Below are 17891 nucleotides of genomic sequence, written 5' to 3'. Positions count from 1 at the left end.
CTCAGTCGAGGCGCATGGCGATGCCATGCTCGGCCATATAGCGCTTGGTTTCGCCAATGCTATAGGTGCCGAAATGGAAGATGGAGGCGGCGAGAACGGCGGTTGCATGACCGTCCCTGATGCCGGCGACCATGTGGTCGAGCGTGCCGACGCCGCCGGACGCAATCACCGGCGCGCGCACCGCATCGGCAACGGCGCGGGTCAGCGCGATGTCGTAGCCGCTCTTGGTGCCGTCGCGATCCATCGAGGTCAGAAGGATCTCGCCGGCGCCGAGATCGACCACCCGGCGGGCAAAATCGATCGCGTCGATGCCGGTCGGCTGGCGTCCGCCATGGGTGAAGATCTCCCAGCGATCCGCTCCGCCGTCCGTCGAGACCTTCTTGGCGTCGATGGCAACGACGATGCACTGGTTGCCGAACTTGTCTGCCGCTTCCGCGACGAATTCCGGGTTCTTCACGGCGGCCGTGTTGATCGACACCTTGTCGGCGCCGGCCAGAAGCAGCTTGCGGATGTCAGAAACCTGGCGAACGCCGCCGCCGACGGTCAGCGGCATGAAGCATTGTTCGGCGGTACGGGCGATGACGTCGAAGATCGTCTCGCGATTGTCCGAGGACGCAGTGATGTCGAGGAAGCAGAGTTCGTCGGCGCCGGCAGCGTCATAGGCGCGTGCCGCCTCCACCGGGTCGCCGGCGTCGATCAGGTCGACGAAGTTGACACCCTTGACGACACGGCCGTCCTTGACGTCGAGGCAGGGGATAACGCGGGCTTTAAGCGTCATGGTTCAAGCCTTTCTCGCGGCGCGGATCAGGTCCAGCGCCTCCTGCGGGTCGATACGGCCGTCGTAGAGCGCGCGGCCGGAGATGGCGCCTTCGAGCTTGCGTGCGTCCGGTTCGACCATGCGGCGGATATCGTCCATCGAGGCAAGGCCGCCGGACGCGATGACAGGAATGGAAACCGCGTCCGCCAGTTCCAGCGTCGAGGCCCAGTTGATGCCGGTCAGGATGCCGTCGCGGTCGATGTCGGTATAGATGATCGCCGAAACGCCAGCGCCCTCGAACTTCTTGGCAAGCTCGATCACGCCGAGTTCGGATGCCTCGGCCCAGCCTTCGACGGCCACCTTGCCGCCCTTCGCGTCGATGCCGACCGCGACCTTGCCCGGGAACTTGGCGCAGGCTTCGATGACGAGCGCCGGATCACGAACGGCGACGGTGCCGAGGATGACGCGGGCAAGCCCGCGCGACAGCCAGTTTTCGATATGGTCGAGTGTGCGAATGCCGCCGCCAAGCTGCACCGGGTTCTTGGTCGCCTTGAGGATGGCGTCGACGGCGGCACCGTTGACCGTCTCGCCGGCAAAGGCGCCGTTCAAGTCGACGACGTGCAGCCATTCAAAGCCCTGGTCTTCGAAGGCAAGGGCCTGGGCCGCCGGGTCGGGATTGTAAACCGTCGCCTGGTCCATGTCGCCAAGCTTCAGGCGCACGCATTGCCCGTCTTTCAGGTCGATCGCGGGAAAAAGGATCATGGGTCTGTCCAATCAGTCGTGCGAAAGCTCAGGGCTTCCAGCGCAGGAAATTCGAGATGAGGGCGAGGCCGAGCGCCTGGCTCTTTTCCGGGTGGAACTGTGAGCCGGCCTTGTTGCCATTGGCGACGAAGGCCGTGACCGGTCCGCCATAGTCGGCCTCGGCGACCACGTCGGCCGCGTTCTCGGCGGCCAGATGGTACGAATGCACAAAATAGGCGTGCAGACCGGCTTCGCCAACACGGATGCCGTCAAACAGCGGATGCTCGCGCTTGAGCTTCAGCGTGTTCCAGCCGATCTGCGGGATCTTCAACATCGTGTCGGCGGGCGTCATTTCGACGACATCGCCGGGGATCCAGCCGAAACCATGGGTGATGGTCTTCTCAAGCCCGCGCGACGACATCAGCTGCATGCCGACGCAGATGCCGAGGAACGGCCGGCCAGCCTGTTCGACCGCCTCTGTCAACGCTTGCTCCATGCCGTCGACGGCGGCCAGGCCGCGGCGGCAATCGGCATAGGCCCCGACGCCCGGAAGCACGATGCGGTCGGCGCTCGCCACCCGCTCCGGCTTGTCGGTAAGGTCGATCTCGGCTGCAATGCCGGCTTCGCGGGCGGCCCGTTCAAAGGCCTTGGTGGCCGAGCGCAGGTTGCCCGAGCCGTAATCGATAATGGCGACGCGCATCAGCGTTCTCCGTAGGAATCAAAAAGGCCGAGGCCAGGGCCGCCACTTGAGGGCTTGCGCACGGTCCAGTCGGCCGGGGAAGGGGCGGCGGGCTTGGTTTCGTTCGAAGCCAGGCTCGTGAAATAGATCTCTTCGGCCGCTTCGAGATTGGGCGCCGGCACGATGGAGCGTAGCGTCCAGTCACGGGCCGTCAGGCTGCGCGCCACCAGAACCGGTCCTTCGAGCGCCACCACCAGCCGAAGCGCGAGGTGCGCCAGGAGAGACGGCAGGAAGCCGCTCTCATGGTTCGACAGGAATATTAACGAGATCTGGAGAACAGCAACTGCGATGCCGATTGCCCATTGGCGCTTGGCCAGAAGCCAGAGCGCCGGGAAAAGGAAGGCCCACCAGGAAAAGCCGTCGGCGACGAAGCGTGCCCGCTCGTCGTTGGCGCGCGCACCCGGCGGGGTGAGGATCATGTAAGAAGCCATGAGTCAAAGCCAGTGACTGGCCGCTTAGGCAAGGGTCCCCTTGGTCGAGGGAACGCGGCCGGCCTGGCGCGGGTCGATTTCTGTTGCGGTGCGAAGCACGCGGGCGACGGACTTGAAGCAGGTCTCGGCGATATGATGGTTGTTGGCGCCGTGGATGTTCTGGATATGCAGCGTGATCCCGGCGTGCTGGGCGAGCGCCTGGAAGAATTCGCGCACGAGTTCCGTGTCGAAGGTGCCGATCTTCGGCGACGTGAAGGTCACGTTCCAGACGAGGAACGGCCGGCCGGAAACGTCCACCGCCGCGCGCGTCATCGTCTCGTCCATCGCGAGGTCGAGCGAGGCGTAGCGGGTGATGCCGCGCCGGTCGCCGAGCGCCTTGGCAATCGCCTGGCCGATGGCAATGCCGGTGTCTTCGACCGTATGGTGATCGTCGACATGCAGGTCGCCGTCCGTCTTGATCTCCATGTCGATGAGCGAATGTCGGGCGAGCTGGTCCAGCATATGGTCGAAGAAACCGACGCCGGTCGAAATCTTGGAGATTCCGGTGCCGTCGATGTTGACCGATACGGATACCGCGGTTTCGTTGGTCTTTCGCGAAACCTCTGCGGTGCGGCTGGACGTGGCTTCTGCCATCGGGCTCTCCTGTATACGCTGACGCGGCTCCTTATCAGGCAAAAGCTGAAATATCCAGAACTTGAACGGTCGATTCGAATCATCCGGTGCCAGCCGCCGAACGAAGATTGCGCCGGCGGCCTGTTGCCATTTGCAAACCTGTCTGCCGTACTTACATAGGCCTCAAGCAACCAGGCTCGAGTCACGAGCCGCAATGCCCCGCGTATCAGGGGCCCACGGGTAATTTGATGAGCGAACACAATCCCTACGGAACGATGCATGCGACGACCATCATCACGGTACGCAAGGATGGCAAGGTGGTGATGGCTGGCGACGGCCAGGTGAGCCTTGGCCAGACCGTGATGAAGAGCAACGCGCGCAAGGTGCGGCGGCTTGCCAAGGGCGACGTGATTGCCGGTTTTGCCGGCGCCACCGCCGATGCCTTCACGTTGCTGGAACGGCTCGAAGCCAAGCTCGAGCAGTATCCCGACCAGCTGATGCGCGCTGCTGTCGAGCTCGCCAAGGACTGGCGCACCAACAAGTATCTGCGCAATCTCGAAGCGATGATGCTGGTTGCCGACAAGTCGATCACGCTGGCGATCACCGGCAATGGCGACGTTCTCGAACCCGAGCACGGCACGATCGCCATCGGATCGGGCGGCAACTACGCCTTTGCCGCCGCCCGCGCCCTGATGGACAGCGACAAGTCGGCCGAAGACATCGCCCGCCGGGCGCTGCAGATCGCCGGCGACATCTGCGTCTACACCAACCACAATATCGTCGTGGAGACACTGGATGCCCAATGAGCCCGCGCATGTCAGTTTCGTGCCGGTGGCCGATAGCCACCTGCCGCTGCTGCATGCCTGGCTAAGCGAGCCGCATGTGCGGCAATGGTGGGGCGACCCGGACAAGGAAGTGGAGCTGATCCGCGAAGGCTGTGCGTCGGGAGAAGTGGAAGGCTTCATCTTCCACGTGGCCGGCAAGCCGGCGGGCTACATCCAGTCCTGGGTGCCGGCCCAGTACCCGGACGACGAGCCCTGGGCGAAGGACATGCCGGCCGATGTGCCCGGCATCGACATCTTCATCGGCCCGGCGGAACTGACGGGCAGGGGCGTCGCCTCGCTCGCGGTCCGGGCCTTTGCCGGGCGGCTCTTTGCCGCCGGCGCCCCCCGCGTCGTGATCGACCCCGACGCCGGCAACCGAAGGGCTGTCAGCGCCTACACCAAGGCCGGCTTCGTGCCTTACGCAGAATGGATTGATACGTCCGGCCGCACCCTCCTGATGGAGCTGACGCGGACCGAGTTTGAGAGGACTACATGAGTACGTTTTCACCCAGGGAAATCGTGTCGGAACTCGACCGTTTCATCATCGGCCAGAACGACGCCAAGCGCGCCGTGGCGATCGCGCTTCGCAACCGCTGGCGCCGCCAGCAGCTCGGCGATGAGCTGCGCGACGAGGTGATGCCGAAGAACATCCTGATGATCGGACCGACCGGTGTCGGCAAGACCGAGATCTCCAGGCGGCTTGCCAAGCTCGCCGGCGCGCCCTTCGTCAAGGTCGAGGCGACCAAGTTCACCGAGGTCGGCTATGTCGGCCGCGACGTCGAGCAGATCATCCGTGACCTCGTCGAAGTCGGCATCGGTCTCGTGCGCGAAAAGCGCCGCGTCGAAGTCAAGGCCAAGGCCCACCAGAATGCCGAGGAGCGTGTGCTCGACGCGTTGGTCGGCGCCACTGCATCGCCGGCAACGCGCGACAGTTTCCGCAAGAAGCTGCGGGCCAACGAGCTCGACGACAAGGAAATCGAGATCGACATCGCCGAGACCGGCGCACCGGGCGGCGGCTTCGAGATCCCGGGCATGCCGGGCGCAAATATCGGCGTGCTCAATCTTTCGGAGATGTTCGGCAAGGCGCTCGGCGGCCGCACCAAGAAGGTCAAGACGACCGTCAAGGCTTCCTATGCCATGCTGATCGACGACGAGTCCGACAAGCTGCTCGACAACGAGCAGATCCAGCGCGAGGCCATGAAGGCAGTTGAGGACGACGGCATCGTCTTCCTCGACGAAATCGACAAGATCGCCTCGCGGGAAGGCGGCATGGGCGCCGGCGTGTCGCGTGAAGGCGTGCAGCGAGACCTGTTGCCGCTCGTCGAAGGCACGACGGTCGCCACCAAATACGGGCCGGTCAAGACCGACCACATCCTCTTCATCGCGTCCGGCGCCTTCCATGTGGCAAAGCCGTCGGACCTGCTGCCGGAATTGCAGGGCCGCCTGCCGATCCGCGTCGAGCTGCGCGCGCTGACCAAGGAAGACTTCCGCCGCATCCTGACGGAAACCGAGGCGAGCCTCATCCGCCAGTACAAGGCGCTGCTGGACACGGAAGAGGTCAAGCTCGACTTCACGGACGACGCGATCGACGCGCTTGCAGATGTGGCCGTGCAGTTGAACGCCACGGTCGAGAACATCGGTGCCCGCCGGCTGCAGACCGTGATGGAGCGTGTGCTGGACGAGATCTCGTTCAATGCACCCGACCGTGCCGGCCACGAGGTGACGATCGACGCCGAATATGTGCGCAAGCATGTCGGCGACCTCGCCGCCAACACCGACCTGTCGCGCTACATCCTGTGACATTTCGGTCGTAGGGCCATGCAAACGCCCGCAACCCTGAATACGCAGGCCGCCTGTCTCTCGACAGGCGGCCGCATTTTTTCTAACACGGATGCGGTTACCGATCGTGGTCCGGGCATCTTTCCGACATGATCTTGGCGTAGGAGCGCCCCGCCGACCGAGGCAGCCTCCACCAGTCACAGGAAGAAGAGATCGTGCGTTTCACCGCCTGCATGCTCGCTATCGCCACGTTTTGCCTGACCGCAAGCCAGTCATTCGCCGCGACCGACGTTCCGCCGGGCAACCGCAACGTCGAGCAACCGGCGATCCCCGGCGCATCCGTGCGCCGCACCAAGGCCGGCCGCACGTCCTTTGACGCCAAGTTCGACAAGGTCCGCGATCTCCTGGCGACCGACAAGCAGCTGATCAGCAAGATCAAGTCCGTGTCGCGCGCCTATGGCATCGCGCCGATCCACATGGTCGGCGCCATCGTCGGCGAGCACACCTACAATGTCGACGCCTATGACCGGCTGCAGTCCTATTACGTCAAGGCGGCGGCCTATGCCGGCAACAGCTTCCAGTTCGGCTATGATGGCGAGACGGTCGCCGAATTCGTGGCTCGCCCGCAATTTTCCGAATGCGGCGCCAAGAAGGGCGCCTATGCGCTGTGGAGTTGCCGCGAGCGGGTCTGGGACAACGACTTCCGTGGCAAGTCGGTGGGCGGCAAGTCCTACCCGAACAACCGGTTCAGCGCCGTCTTCTTCCAGCCGTTCTTCGCCGGCCAGACCTTTGGCCTCGGTCAGATCAACCCGCTGACCGCGCTGATGTTGACCGATATCGTCGCGAAGACCTCGGGCTATGAGCGTCTGGACGAGAACAACGCCGCGGGCGTCTATGAGGCAATCATGGATCCGGACGTGTCGCTCGCCTATATGGCGGCCTCGATCCGCCACTCGATCGATGCCTACAAGTCGATCGCCGGCGTCGACATCTCCACCAACCCAGGCGTCACCGCGACGCTCTACAATGTCGGCAATCCCGATGGCCGCGCGGCCGCACTCGCCGCCAAGATCCAGAACGGTCAGGCGCAATGGCCGGAGGAGAACTATTACGGCTGGCTCGTCAACGACAAGCTGTCGGAACTCGAAAGCCTGCTGTGATTCACGTGAAGCACTTTCCTTGATTGCGCCGTAAAAACCTGAAATCCTGGGGCAATCGAGAAAGGCAATCACCATGGACATGCGTCCGGAGCCGTTCGAACCACCGGCTCCCGTTCCCCGTGTCGGCATTCCTTCCTACCTGAAGATCCTCAGGACCGTGCTGCGCAATCCGCTCGAACTGTGGGGCGAGCCGTCCTACACCTTGCCCTGGATCGAGACGAAGTTCGTCACCCAGCGCACCCTGATCGTCAACGATCCCGGTCTTATCCGCCACATCCTCGTCGATAACGTCGCCAACTACGAAATGTCGAAAGTGCGGCGGCTCATCCTCAGGCCGATCCTGCGCGACGGGCTGCTGACGGCGGAAGGTGAGGTCTGGAAGCGTTCACGCAAGGCCATGGCGCCGGTGTTCACGCCGCGCCACGCCAAGGGTTTCGCCGGGCAGATGCTGCGCAGTTCGGAAGCGTTCGTCGAGCGCTATGCTGGAGCCAAGAAGGCACCCTTTACCACCAATGTCGCGAACGACATGACGGAGCTGACCTTCGATATCCTGGCCGAAACGCTGTTTTCCGGCGAGGTCGCCGTTGAGCGCGAAGGCTTCGTCCAGAGCGTCGAGGAACTGCTGCACCGGATGGGCCGTGTCGATCCGATGGACATTCTGCTGGCTCCCGAATGGGTCCCGCGTCCGACCCGCATCGGCGGCAGGAAAGTGATGAACCGGTTTCGTTCGATCGTCTCGGAGACTATGGCGCTTCGCCGCCGCAAGATGGTGGAGGACCCGAAGGGCACGCCGCAGGATTTCCTGACGCTGCTTTTGGAGATCGAAGGCAGCCAGGGACTTTCGACCGCCGAGATCGAAGACAACATCCTGACCTTCATCGGTGCCGGGCACGAGACCACCGCCCGGGCACTTGCCTGGACGCTCTACTGCGTTGCCAATACGCCCGCCTATCGCGAGACGATGGAGGCAGAGATCGATGCTGTGATCGCAGGTGGTGCCGAGCCGGTCGAGTGGCTCGGCCTGATGCCGCATGTTCTCGCCGCCTTCGAGGAGGCAATGCGGCTCTATCCGCCAGCGCCGTCGATCAACCGTGCTGCGATCGAGGAGGACCAATGGACCTCGCAGTCAGGTGAACGCGTCCGTATACCTAAGGGTATCGCCGTGCTGATCATGCCCTGGACGCTGCATCGCCACGTTCTCTATTGGGAGAAGCCGCGCGCTTTCATGCCCGAGCGTTTCCTCCCGGAAAACCGCGAAAAGCTGCACCGCTACCAGTATCTGCCCTTCGGCGCCGGGCCGCGCGTCTGCATCGGCGCGACCTTCGCACTGCAGGAGGCGGTGATCGCGCTCGCGGTGATGATGCACCGCTACCGCTTCGATCCGACCGCGGAGACCAATCCCTGGCCGGTGCAGCGGCTCACTACTCAACCGCGGGGCGGGTTGCCGATGAGGGTTTCGGTTCGCTGAAGGTCTTGCCGGGGATCGGTGACTGTACCGAACGCACCGGAGAATCCGCCGGCTTCGGCTGCTGCAGCATCTTCGACGGTTTCTTGATCGTCTTGATCTGGGCGCAGGTCGCGTCGCCGACATTGTCGCAGGGTTTGTAGACGACGATCTCGCTGCCGGCGCCATCGTCCCAGACCGCCTGGATCGTCAGCGTCTGCGCCGTTTTGGCGGGTAGCGAGATATAGACATACTCAGCTGTCTCGTCGCCAGGCAGATTGAAAGGCAGCTGCGGATTGCACTTGGCCAGCGGGAAGCGTTGGTCGAGCGCGTCCGAATTGATCGAATAGCGGATTTCCGATAGCCGGCAATGCATCGTCTGCAATGCGGTGAAATAGATCAGTTGCCGCTCGTCATAGTCGCGAAACTGGATCCAGCCGGTCTGCTTGTTGGCATCGAGCATCGCCTTGTAAATCGCGACTTCGGGAAGCTGCGGCTTGTATTCTTCCTCGTCCGTGTCCTGGGCGTGCGCCGCGCCAGTCGTAAGGCCAAGGGAAATGGCTGAAAGCAGCCAAACAAGGGCGAGTGGACGGCGGCGTTGGTGCATGCGCTATGTCTCCGGCCTGCCTTTGTGTCGCTCGACAGATCATCGATGTCTGCGGCACGATGGTTTTCCCTTGAAATATGTCATATCACCGCATCGATCCCCATTGAACCCGGGGCCTCTGCGCCCCGCGCGAATTCCGGACTGCGCGAATTGACCTCCCATTTTCTTCTCGGCATCGACACCGGCGGGACCTACACCGACGCCGCCCTCTTCTCGGAGACGCAAGGGGTGGTCGCCAAGGCCAAGGCGCTGACGACCCGTCACGACCTCGCGGTCGGCATTTCCGGTGCGGTCGAGGCGGTGCTCGATCAGGCCAAGGTGCCGGTTTCGGCAATCAGCATGGTCTCGCTGTCGACGACGCTTGCCACCAATGCGCTGGTCGAGGGGCAGGGCGGTCGCGCCGGCCTCGTCATGATCGGTTTCGGCCCCGAGGATCTGAAGCGCGACGGTTTGCAGGAAGCGCTCGGCTCCGACCCGGTGATCTTCCTGCCGGGCGGGCACAATGTGCATGGCGGTGAGACGCCGCTTGACATGAGCGAGCTCGATGCCGTCCTGCCGACGCTTGCTGATCAGGTCTCCTCCTTCGCTGTTGCCGGCTATTTCGCCGTGCGCAATCCGGATCATGAAAAGCGCGTGCGCGATCGCATTCGCGAGGTCTCGCACCTGCCGGTCACCTGCAGCCACGAACTGTCCTCGAAGCTCGGCGGGCCGCGCCGAGCCCTGACGACGCTGCTCAACGCCCGTCTGGTCTCGATGATCGACCGGCTGATCGGCTCCTGCGAAGGGTTCCTCAAGGCGCGCGGCATCGACGTGCCGATGATGGTGGTGCGCGGTGACGGTGCGCTGATTTCGGCCGAGGAGGCGCGACTGCGCCCGATCGAAACCATTCTTTCCGGCCCGGCGGCGAGCCTCGTCGGCGCAAGGCATCTGACCGGCCTCGACAATGCCGTGGTCTCCGACATCGGCGGAACGACGACCGACGTCGCCGTGCTCGACGGCGGGCGACCGCGGCTCGACGCCGAAGGGGCCGTTGTCGGCGGCTTTCGCACCATGGTCGAGGCGGTGGCGATGCGGACCTACGGTCTCGGCGGCGATTCGGAAGTGCGCATCAACGATCGCGGCCTCAAGGCGAAGATCGACCTCGGCCCGCGCCGGCTGATGCCGCTCAGCCTTGCCGCAGCGCTCCACGGCGACGCGGTCATCGCCGTTCTTGAAAGACAGATGCGCGCCCAGCACACCGGACGCAACAATGGACGCTTTGCCGTCCGCACCGGCCTTCCGGATCATCTTGCAAGCGGCCTGCAGTCACAGGAGCAGGCGCTCTACGAGCGCATCGATAGCATCCCCGTGTCGCTGGAAACGCTGCTGGTCTCGACGCCGCAGAAGGCAACGCTCGACCGCCTGGTGGCCCGCGGGCTCGTCCATATCTGCGGCCTCACGCCGTCCGACGCCATGCACGTGCTCGGCCGGCAGTCGCAATGGAACCTGGAAGCGGCCGAACTCGGCATCCAGCTTGCCGCCCGCACCCGCGACGGCTCCGGCCAGCCGATCGCTTCTTCTCCGGAGGCGATGGCGCAGATGATCGTCGACCGCCTGACGCGGCAATCCTCCGAAGTCATCCTGCAGGCCTGCCTTGGCGAGGACGGTGCCGGCGCGATCGATCCCGCCGTGTCTCAGGCCGTCGATCGTGCGCTGACCCGGACGCCGGGCATCGTGCGCTTTTCGCTCGGTCTTGACCGCCCACTCGTCGGGCTTGGTGCTTCGGCGCCGGTTTATTACCCGGCTATCGCCGAGATGCTCGGAACCGAAGCCGCCATTCCCGAGGAGGCCGGCGTCGCCAATGCCGTCGGCGCCGTGGTCGGCCAGGTGAGCGCCACGGTCACCGTTTTCGTGACGATGCCGGAGGAGGGCATCTTCGTCGTCAACGGTGCCGGGGCCAGCGAACGTTTTCTCGATCAGGAAAAGGCGTTTGATGCCGCGCGCCGGCGGGCCGAGACGACGGCACTGGAAATGGCGCGCACCAATGGTGCCGATGAACCCGCTTCTTTGTTGCGCGAGGAAATCGATGCGCCGGAGGTCGAGGGCAACCGTAAGCTCGTCGAGGCCCGGTTCATTGCGTCCGCCAGCGGTCGTCCGCGCATCGCGCACAGCTGATCTTTTCCATTTCGGAAACAATTCTTCGCATCCTTGCAGAATTGACAGGGAATGAATTGATGAGAAACTGCGGCCGTTTCACGCGCGTATTGCGCATGGGCTGGTCCGCGACCCGCTTCAGGCGCAAGATCAACATGTTGGGGCGTTTTCATCGCATCCGTTCGGATCGGTGGCGCTCCTTACGTCTATTTCAAGGAGTTGGCAGATGGACCGCATTGAGACCTATGGATTGAAGATTGATGCGGGCCTCCATCGCTTCCTGGTGGAAGAGGCGATGCCGGGAACCGGCGTCGAGGCCGAACATTTCTTCGAGCAGCTTTCCGCCCTCGTGCACGACCTGGCCCCGAAGAACCGGGCTCTGCTCGCCAAGCGCGACGACCTGCAGGCCAAGCTGGACGCCTGGTACAAGCAGAACGGCGCGCCGAGCGACATGGAGACCTATCAGACCTTCCTGCGCGATATCGGCTATCTGCTGCCCGAGGGTGGCGCGTTCAGCGTTTCGACTGCCAATGTCGATCCGGAAATTGCAACCATCGCCGGCCCGCAGCTCGTCGTTCCCGTCATGAATGCGCGCTATGCGCTGAACGCCGCCAATGCGCGCTGGGGTTCGCTCTATGACGCGCTCTACGGCACGGATGCGATCTCGGACGCCGATGGCGCCGAAAAGGGCCGCGGCTACAATCCGAAGCGCGGCGCCAAGGTCATTGCCTGGGCGCGCGATTTCCTCGATGCCAGCGCGCCGCTGGAAAAGGGCAACTGGGCCGACGTCACGTCGCTCAAGGTCGCCGGCAATGCGCTGACGGTCGGCCTCAAGGACGGTTCGAGGACGACGCTTCGCAACCCCGCCCAGTTCGTGGGCCACAGTGGTTCGGAAGGCGGGCGCTTCGAGATCGTTCTCCGGCACAACAATCTGCATGCGATCGTCGTCCTCGACGCGTCCACGCCGATCGGCAAGGAAGATCCGGCCGGCATCGCCGACGTCATTCTCGAATCGGCGATCACCACGATCATGGACTGCGAGGATTCGGTTGCGGCCGTCGACGCCGAAGACAAGGTCGTCGTCTACCGCAACTGGCTGGGCCTGATGAAGGGCGACCTCGAAGAAGAAGTCGCCAAGGGCGGCAAGACCTTCATCCGTCGCCTCAATCCCGATCGCATCCACACAGCCACCGCCGGCGGCACTTTGTCTCTGCCGGGGCGCTCGCTGATGCTGGTTCGCAACGTCGGCCACCTCATGACGAATCCGGCTATCCTTGATCGAGACGGCAACGAAGTGCCCGAAGGCATCATGGATGCCATGGTCACCGCGCTGATTGCCCTGCACGATGTCGGCAAGGGGGGGCGCCGCATGAACTCCCGCGAGGGGTCCATGTATGTCGTCAAGCCGAAGATGCATGGCCCCGAGGAAGTCGCCTTCGCCAGCGAGATTTTCGGCCGTGTCGAAAAGGCGCTCGGCATGCCCGCCAACACCATGAAGATGGGCATCATGGACGAGGAACGCCGCACCACGGTCAACCTCAAGGAATGCATCCGCGCTGCCCGCGAGCGCGTCGTCTTCATCAACACTGGTTTCCTCGATCGCACCGGCGACGAAATGCACACCTCGATGGAAGCGGGCCCGATGATCCGCAAGGGCGACATGAAGCAGGCGGCCTGGATCGGCGCCTACGAAAACTGGAACGTCGACGTCGGGCTTGAATGCGGCCTGTCCGGCCACGCCCAGATCGGCAAGGGCATGTGGGCGATGCCCGACCTGATGGCAGCGATGCTGGAACAGAAGATCGCCCAGCCGAAGGCCGGCGCCAACACCGCCTGGGTTCCGTCGCCGACCGCAGCGACGCTGCATGCCACGCACTACCATCGCGTCAATGTCGCAGAGGTCCAGGCGAGCCTGAAGAGCCGCGCCCGCGCCAAGCTCTCCGATATCCTGTCGGTGCCGGTCGCCGTCCGTCCGAACTGGACGCCGGAGGAAATCCAGCGCGAACTCGACAACAACGCGCAAGGCATCCTCGGCTACGTCGTTCGCTGGGTCGACCAGGGCGTTGGCTGCTCGAAGGTCCCCGACATCAACAATGTCGGCCTGATGGAAGACCGCGCGACGCTGCGCATTTCCGCCCAGCACATGGCCAACTGGCTGCACCACGGCGTCGTCACCGAGGCCCAGGTCGTCGAGACGATGAAGCGCATGGCGGCTGTCGTCGATGGCCAGAACGCCGACGATCCGCTTTATGTCGCGATGGCCGGCAACTTCGACGGCTCGATCGCCTTCCAGGCGGCCGTCGAACTCGTCCTCAAGGGCCGCGAACAGCCGAACGGCTACACCGAGCCGGTCCTGCACCGTCGCCGCCTGGAGCTGAAGGCGCTGAGCGCCGCCTAAGCAACTTCTGGGAAGGCCGATCGAACCTGGCTGGCCGGCCGCTCTTGCGTCGATAAATGCAGACACTGAAAAAGAAAAAGGCCGCCGAGATGATTGGCGGCCTTTCGATTTCAGTCGATCGGACTTGTTTACTGCTGGACGACGACGCGGGCGCTCTTGCCGGGGCGAACGCGCGAATAGAGGTCGATGATGTCCTGGTTGATCAGGCGGATGCAGCCGGACGAGGCTGCGGTACCGATCGAGGACCACTCCGGCGTGCCGTGCAGGCGGAACAGGGTGTCCTTGCCCTGGTCATTGAAGAGGTAGAGCGCGCGGGCGCCAAGCGGGTTCTTGAGGCCGGGGCCCATGCCATCTTCGACATACTTGGCGACTTCCGGCTTGCGTTCCGCCATTTCCTTCGGCGGATGCCACATCGGCCATTCCTGCTTCCAGGCGATATAGGCTTCGCCTTCCCATGCAAAACCGGCCTTGCCGACGCCGATGCCGTAACGAACGGCCTTGCCGCCGGGCAGCACGTAATAGAGGAAGCGATTCGGCGTGTTGACGACGATCGTTCCGGGGCGCTCGCTGGTGGCGTAATCGACGATCTGGCGATGGAAACGAGTATCGACCTTGCTGATCGGGATGGCCGGCAGCGCGTAACCGTGGTCCTCAACTGCGCCATAATCGCCGTTAAAGATCTGATTCGTAGCAACCTGTACCGTTGCGGGCGCGGGTTCGTTCGCAGCCGTTTTGGGCTTGGACGAGGTCGTCGAGCAGCCGGCAACGGCGAGTGTCGCCGCGAGGCTGCACAAGAGGAAGGCATTGCGGAAGCGCATGGGAGTCTCTTAAAAAGAAGCGAAGTAAAACTGGGTCGCCGCGACCAACAGTGACTACGGTTATTTTCGATTAGTTTGAGCTATGCAAGAGATTGCGCGGCCACAATTTGGCTGAAAAGTGCAAATTCCATGACCCTTGTTTTTTTGCAACAAAATGACCGGCCCAAAGGGACACTGGACGCATGACGATCCTCTCCATCCATGGCGACAACCCCTTGATCGACGGCCGCCAATCGAATCGCGCGATGATGGTGCGCCGCGGCGTGCAGCGGCTTTTCGCCGATCTGCGCCATTCCGTCCTGCCGGAACTAACCTTGGCGAGTGGGCGGCGCGCCGATCTGATCTCCTTGTCGATGAAGGGCGAGATCTGGATCGTCGAGATCAAAACCTCGATCGAGGACTTTCGCGTCGACCGCAAATGGCCGGATTACCGCCAGCATTGCGACCGGCTGTTCTTCGCCACCCATGCCGGCGTGCCGCTCGATATCTTCCCGGAGGACTGCGGGCTGCTGCTGTCTGATGGTTATGAAGGCCACATCGTTCGCGAGGCGCCCGAGCACAAGCTGCCGCCGGCGACGCGCAAGTCGATGCTCCAGCTTTTTGCCCGTACGGCGGCGCAACGGTTGATGCTCGCGGAATGGGCGGCAGAGCGCAACGGCGAACTTGGCGATTCGATTGGCGACATCCTCTCCGGCGGTCGCGACTGAGCCTGGAGGGGAGACGACCGAAGCAGCGGTTTTGCGCCGGTCGCGGGAGCCGGTTGCTTACTTCGGCGCGCGCTTGGCGAGAATGCGCTGCAGCGTGCGGCGGTGCATGTTGAGCCGGCGTGCCGTTTCCGAGACATTGCGCTCGCACATCTCATAAACGCGCTGAATATGCTCCCAGCGGACGCGATCGGCCGACATCGGGTTTTCCGGCGGCTCGACGCGCTCGCCCTGGCGCTGCACGAGTGCCGCAAAGATGTCGTCGGCGTCGGCAGGCTTGGCGAGATAGTCGACCGCACCGAGCTTCACCGCATTCACGGCAGTGGCGATGTTGCCGTAGCCGGTCAGCATGATCATGCGCGTGTCGTCGCGCCGTCCGCGGATCGCCTCGATCACGTCGAGGCCGCTGCCATCGCCGAGCCTGAGGTCGATCACCGCGTATTTCGGCGGGTTGCCCTTGGCCTTGGCAATGCCTTCCGCGACCGATTCGGCGATGTCGACCGAAAAGCCACGGGCTTCCATGGCGCGGGCCAACCGTCTGAGAAAGGGCGCGTCGTCATCGACCAGGAGCAGGGTGCGGTCCGGCCCGATCAGTTCGGCGTCCTGTGCGGTGGTGCTGGGCGAAGCTGTCGATTTGTCGGTCATTCTCGCAATCCTTGAGCGAAAACAGAACGCTTTCGCCGAGATTATAGGTTTCTTCTGCTGTCGTTCAATAAACTGCGAAATGTCATTTCGCCAGTTTCGTATCCATCAGGGCGCGCGGCCATTCGACGCTGACCCGGGCGCCCGGGCTGTCCGGCCCGCCATTCTCGAAGCGCAGGCGCGCGCCCGAACGCTCGAGCAGCGTCTTGGCGATGAAGAGCCCGAGGCCAAGGCCGCCGGCGCTGTCATCCTTCTGCCGGCGCGTCACATAGGGTTCGCCGATCCGCTGCAGAATATCGGGAGCAAAACCGTCACCATCGTCGGCGATCGTGACGCGAACCCGATCCGCGGTGTGCTCGACGGTTACGGTCACTTGTTTCTTGGCGTAGTCGACGGCGTTTTCCAAGAGGTTGCCGAGCCCGTAGAGAATGCCGGCATTGCGGTTGCCGACCGGCTCGGCGGCACGGTCGCCCTTTTCGATGAGCTCGATGTGGATGCCGAACTCGCGATGCGGCGCCATCACCTCCTCTATCAGTGACGACAGCGGCAAAAGCCGCATGTGCTCCTCGCTCTCGGAGGACAGGGTCGTCAGCCGCTTCAGAATATCGCGGCAGCGTTCGCTCTGGCTGCGCAGCAGATGCACGTCCTCGCCGAAGCGCGGATCGTCGCCGAGTTCGCGTTCCATCTCCTTGGCAACGACGCTGATCGTCGCAAGCGGTGTACCGAGCTCGTGGGCCGCAGCGGCCGCAAGCCCATCGAGCTGCGACAGGTGCTTTTCCCGCTGCAGCACCAGTTCGGTCGCCGTCAGCGCCTCCGACAGCTCACTCGCTTCCAGAGACACGCGGTAGGTATAAAAGGCGGCAAAGGCGGTCATCGAGACGATCGCAAACCAGATGCCGGCGGTCAGCACCCGCGGCATCAGGAGAACCGTGCCCGGATACCAGGGCAGCGGAAAGGGCGAGAAGGCGAGTGCGGTGATGGCGATCACCGCAAAACCGGCGAGGATGATGCTGTGCGATTTCGGCTGCGACGCCGAGGAAATGATGACCGGTACGCAGAGCAGCGGCGCGAAGGGATTGGTGAGCCCGCCGGTGATGAACAGCAGCCCGGTGATCTGCGCGAGATCGAGGCCGAGAAGCGCGAAGGCGGCTGGCGGCTGCAGCCGGTGCGTCGGCGGATAGCGCAGTGTGACATAGGCGTTGACCAGCGCCAGGCTCGCGATCAGCACCAGGCAAGAAATCAAGGGCAGCGGAAACTGCAGCCAGAAGGCGGTGATGAGGACGGCGATCGACTGGCCGCCGACGGCCAACCAGCGCAGTCGCACAAGCGTCTGCAGACGCAGGCTGCGGTTGCTGGTCTGGTCGTTGTTGTGTTCGAGCGCAACAGTGGTCATTCGTGCCTGCATTCCAATTATCGATGCTTTCGTCTCATGTACCACGGGGCTTGGCCCGTGTCGTCGGCGACGCGTTGGCCGGATCCTCGGGCCAGGGGTGCTTCGGATAGCGCCCGCGCATGTCAGCGCGCACGTCGCGCCAGGAGCCCGCCCAGAAGCCGGGCAGGTCGCGCGTCGTCTGGATCGGCCGATGGCCAGGCGAGATCAGTTCGAGCAGCAGCGGCAGCCGCCCGTCGCCGATCGCCGGATGGGTCTTCAGGCCGAAGAGTTCCTGCACCCGGATCGACAGCAGCGGCTCGTCGCCGTCGTAGTGGATCGGGTGCCGCTGCCCGGTCGGCGCTTCGAAATGTGTCGGGGCGAGCTTGCCGAGTTCGCGTTGCCGCTCATGCGGGATGAGGGAGAGCAGACCGTCGGAGAGATTCGATGCCTTGATGTCGGCAATCGCGGTCACGCCGTGCTGGAAAGGCACGAACCAATCGTCGAGACGGTCGAGCAGCGCTTGATCGGAAACATCCGGCCACGGGTCGCCGATCGAACGATTGAGGAAGCCGATGCGGTCGCGCATCTGCATCGCCTCCTTGGAGAAGGGGAGAACGGCGAGCCCGAGTTGGCGCACGCCGTCGGCGAGCGCGCGCGCCGCCGACGAGCCGGTCGGTCGTGCAAGCGGCGCTTCCTCGAAGATGATGGCGCCGATCCGCGTCACCCGCCG

Annotated in this window: 18 protein-coding genes (1 of these 18 cut by a window edge); 8 read left to right on the top strand and 10 right to left on the bottom strand. The window is 63.8% G+C overall.

The window, feature by feature from the left end; all coding sequences use genetic code 11:
- Nucleotide 1: 1 nt before the first annotated feature.
- From hisF to hisB, 5 genes are read right to left on the bottom strand one after another with little or no spacing between them, the layout of a single operon-like run.
- On the bottom strand, nt 2-778 hold the full coding sequence (hisF, locus tag JVX98_RS22270) for an imidazole glycerol phosphate synthase subunit HisF (protein WP_205237433.1): 777 nt from the start codon (nt 776-778) through the stop codon (nt 2-4).
- A 3-nt stretch (nt 779-781) separates the two neighbouring features.
- Nucleotides 782-1519, bottom strand: coding sequence for a 1-(5-phosphoribosyl)-5-[(5-phosphoribosylamino)methylideneamino]imidazole-4-carboxamide isomerase (gene hisA / locus JVX98_RS22265; protein WP_192451521.1), 738 nt, complete (start codon nt 1517-1519; stop codon nt 782-784).
- A 28-nt stretch (nt 1520-1547) separates the two neighbouring features.
- Entirely contained in the window at nt 1548-2198 is a 651-nt protein-coding gene (gene hisH / locus JVX98_RS22260) for an imidazole glycerol phosphate synthase subunit HisH (protein WP_205237432.1), read from the bottom strand.
- Nucleotides 2198-2668, bottom strand: coding sequence for a DUF2628 domain-containing protein (locus tag JVX98_RS22255; RefSeq protein ID WP_205237431.1), 471 nt, complete (start codon nt 2666-2668; stop codon nt 2198-2200). The genes hisH and JVX98_RS22255 overlap by 1 nt, the downstream gene beginning before the upstream one ends.
- A 24-nt stretch (nt 2669-2692) precedes the next feature.
- Complete coding sequence (hisB, locus tag JVX98_RS22250; protein ID WP_205237430.1) at nt 2693-3301, bottom strand: imidazoleglycerol-phosphate dehydratase HisB; 609 nt, start codon at nt 3299-3301, stop codon at nt 2693-2695.
- Nucleotides 3302-3528: 227 nt separating this feature from the next.
- Here hisB and hslV point away from each other — a divergent pair, with 227 nt between their 5' ends.
- From hslV to JVX98_RS22225, 5 genes are all read left to right on the top strand, one after another.
- Nucleotides 3529-4086, top strand: coding sequence for an ATP-dependent protease subunit HslV (hslV, locus tag JVX98_RS22245; protein ID WP_051659613.1), 558 nt, complete (start codon nt 3529-3531; stop codon nt 4084-4086).
- A complete protein-coding gene (locus tag JVX98_RS22240; protein WP_192451523.1) occupies nt 4076-4600 on the top strand; it encodes a GNAT family N-acetyltransferase in 525 nt (174 codons plus the stop codon). Before hslV ends, JVX98_RS22240 begins: the two co-directional genes overlap by 11 nt.
- Nucleotides 4597-5904: an ATP-dependent protease ATPase subunit HslU gene (gene hslU / locus JVX98_RS22235; protein WP_043616115.1), complete on the top strand. Its 1308-nt coding sequence runs from the start codon at nt 4597-4599 to the stop codon at nt 5902-5904. Before JVX98_RS22240 ends, hslU begins: the two co-directional genes overlap by 4 nt.
- A 194-nt stretch (nt 5905-6098) precedes the next feature.
- On the top strand, nt 6099-7043 hold the full coding sequence (locus JVX98_RS22230; protein ID WP_192451524.1) for a DUF1402 family protein: 945 nt from the start codon (nt 6099-6101) through the stop codon (nt 7041-7043).
- Nucleotides 7044-7116: 73 nt separating this feature from the next.
- Nucleotides 7117-8511 carry a cytochrome P450 gene (locus JVX98_RS22225; protein WP_205237429.1) on the top strand — a complete coding sequence of 465 codons (1395 nt, stop codon included), beginning with the start codon at nt 7117-7119 and terminating at the stop codon, nt 8509-8511.
- Here the strand turns inward: JVX98_RS22225 and JVX98_RS22220 are convergent.
- Nucleotides 8465-9094 (bottom strand): hypothetical protein, encoded by a 630-nt coding sequence (locus JVX98_RS22220; protein WP_205237428.1) that lies wholly within the window; start codon nt 9092-9094, stop codon nt 8465-8467. The two genes, JVX98_RS22225 and JVX98_RS22220, sit on opposite strands and share 47 nt — an antisense overlap.
- A gap of 150 nt (nt 9095-9244) precedes the next feature.
- Here JVX98_RS22220 and JVX98_RS22215 point away from each other — a divergent pair, with 150 nt between their 5' ends.
- Together JVX98_RS22215 and JVX98_RS22210 are read left to right on the top strand one after the other, a co-directional pair.
- Nucleotides 9245-11248 carry a hydantoinase/oxoprolinase N-terminal domain-containing protein gene (locus tag JVX98_RS22215; RefSeq protein ID WP_205237427.1) on the top strand — a complete coding sequence of 668 codons (2004 nt, stop codon included), beginning with the start codon at nt 9245-9247 and terminating at the stop codon, nt 11246-11248.
- Nucleotides 11249-11453: 205 nt separating this feature from the next.
- Complete coding sequence (locus tag JVX98_RS22210) at nt 11454-13625, top strand: malate synthase G (RefSeq protein WP_205237426.1); 2172 nt, start codon at nt 11454-11456, stop codon at nt 13623-13625.
- 128 nt (nt 13626-13753) lie between these two features.
- On the opposite strand, the gene JVX98_RS22205 is transcribed toward JVX98_RS22210, so the two are convergent.
- On the bottom strand, nt 13754-14443 hold the full coding sequence (locus JVX98_RS22205; protein WP_192451529.1) for a L,D-transpeptidase: 690 nt from the start codon (nt 14441-14443) through the stop codon (nt 13754-13756).
- 182 nt (nt 14444-14625) lie between these two features.
- On the opposite strand from JVX98_RS22205, the gene JVX98_RS22200 reads away from it, so the two are divergent.
- Nucleotides 14626-15150, top strand: a complete 525-nt coding sequence (locus JVX98_RS22200) for an MmcB family DNA repair protein (RefSeq protein WP_205237425.1) — start codon at nt 14626-14628, stop codon at nt 15148-15150.
- Between the two features lie 57 nt (nt 15151-15207).
- Here the strand turns inward: JVX98_RS22200 and JVX98_RS22195 are convergent, their stop codons facing one another.
- From JVX98_RS22195 to hrpB, 3 genes are all read right to left on the bottom strand, one after another.
- The gene (locus JVX98_RS22195) at nt 15208-15792 is read right to left on the bottom strand and encodes an ActR/PrrA/RegA family redox response regulator transcription factor (RefSeq protein ID WP_034802128.1); all 585 of its coding nucleotides are present in this window, start codon (nt 15790-15792) and stop codon (nt 15208-15210) included.
- A gap of 82 nt (nt 15793-15874) precedes the next feature.
- On the bottom strand, nt 15875-17182 hold the full coding sequence (locus JVX98_RS22190; protein WP_205237424.1) for an ActS/PrrB/RegB family redox-sensitive histidine kinase: 1308 nt from the start codon (nt 17180-17182) through the stop codon (nt 15875-15877).
- 34 nt (nt 17183-17216) lie between these two features.
- Nucleotides 17217-17891: the 3' portion of an ATP-dependent helicase HrpB gene (gene hrpB, locus JVX98_RS22185; RefSeq protein WP_246764931.1), read on the bottom strand. Its footprint extends 1785 nt past the window's final position; 675 of the gene's 2460 nt are visible here — the last part of the coding sequence; its start codon lies beyond the right edge, outside the window; its stop codon occupies nt 17217-17219.

Source organism: Ensifer sp. PDNC004 (assembly GCF_016919405.1).
Classification (GTDB): Bacteria; Pseudomonadota; Alphaproteobacteria; order Rhizobiales; family Rhizobiaceae; genus Ensifer.
Note: the sequence above shows the minus strand (reverse complement) of the source record. Positions and strands in the feature narration are given on the sequence as shown.